2 protein-coding genes are annotated in these 1,002 nt (G+C 43.6%); one reads left to right on the top strand and one right to left on the bottom strand.

The window, feature by feature from the left end:
• Nucleotides 1–319: 319 nt before the first annotated feature.
• Nucleotides 320–511, top strand: coding sequence for a hypothetical protein (locus tag B9T16_RS28895; protein ID WP_072002861.1), 192 nt, complete (start codon nucleotides 320–322; stop codon nucleotides 509–511).
• A gap of 343 nt (nucleotides 512–854) precedes the next feature.
• Here B9T16_RS28895 and B9T16_RS28890 read toward each other — a convergent pair.
• The coding region (locus B9T16_RS28890) for an HNH endonuclease (RefSeq protein ID WP_410246415.1) at nucleotides 855–1,002 on the bottom strand (148 nt) is incomplete at its 5' end.

Here is a 1,002-nt window from a genome sequence, read left to right as displayed (position 1 = left end):
ACCTACTAGACTCTATTCTTACAATCAAACCGTGACCTGTTAGCATATCCCTACCATTACAGTCGGGCATTGGCTTCTGGTCACATCTCACCCCCTAATGGGCTTGCGCTTACACTTTCACTACTGACTCTCTCGACCAGATTGTCAGAGCCCAAGAGGGGTTAAAACGTTCCGTTTATATGGGCATTCCATCTTTAGATTTGTCCTTTCCACCGGGGTACTTTTAAAGGTCTGTGTAGGTGATAATATAAATACCCTACTTTTCCCTATACTCTTTTGAGCGCAGCGTATCAACCTATTTCGCTGCTTATTAGTGACGATGGTTCAAGCCGGACATTCGGTTTCCCTAATCATGGATGGTTGGCAGTGGTCGCTTTCTGGTAGTAGGTTCTACTTCACGCCTTCCGTTCCCCGCTTCAATCCTGGGGTTATGATTCCCAAAACTGGGGGTGGCTATCGCCGTTACCCTGACTCCCTAACTTATACTTATCTATTTTTAGTCTTATTATAAGTAATTTGTATAGGTTAGTTCGTTTTGACCTTGGGTTCCCTGCCTCGTTTGTATCGTTATGATACTAAACTTCGGGACGTACAAACAGTTATAGGGATGGTCAGGAGTGCGTTCCTTATATTTAACCAAGGGGTTAAAGTCCCCACCAGGCGGTTATTTCGGGCATTGCAGCCTTATTTCATACCTGAACGTTTCGCACTATATAATCATATCTATAATCAAAATCCATAATTCCCATAAACCCTGAGTAGGGGTCGAGAGAGATGTCGCCATCTCCCCCTCCCATACAGAACCGTACTTGAGACTTTCACCTCATACGGCTCCTAATTTGACCGTCTCCTTGTTAAGAGTACAGCATCATCTCTTCATCAAGAGCTGTTTTATTGTCGTGACAATGGCGATGTAATAATTGAATATTCTTGTATTCATCCTTTCCGCCATGGCTTCTAGGTACAATGTGGTCTACTTCAACTATATCTGATGGGGTAAAG

The sequence above is a fragment of the Arthrospira sp. PCC 8006 genome, from assembly GCF_046480465.1.
Classification (GTDB): domain Bacteria; phylum Cyanobacteriota; class Cyanobacteriia; order Cyanobacteriales; family Microcoleaceae; genus Limnospira; species Limnospira platensis.
This window is presented reverse-complemented; position numbering and strand designations above follow the sequence as displayed.

Bases quoted from the DNA above. Each gene is read 5' to 3' on its own strand.
- B9T16_RS28895 (WP_072002861.1), top strand. From the start codon at position 320: ATGGTTCAAGCCGGACATTCGGTTTCCCTAATCATGGATGGTTGGCAG.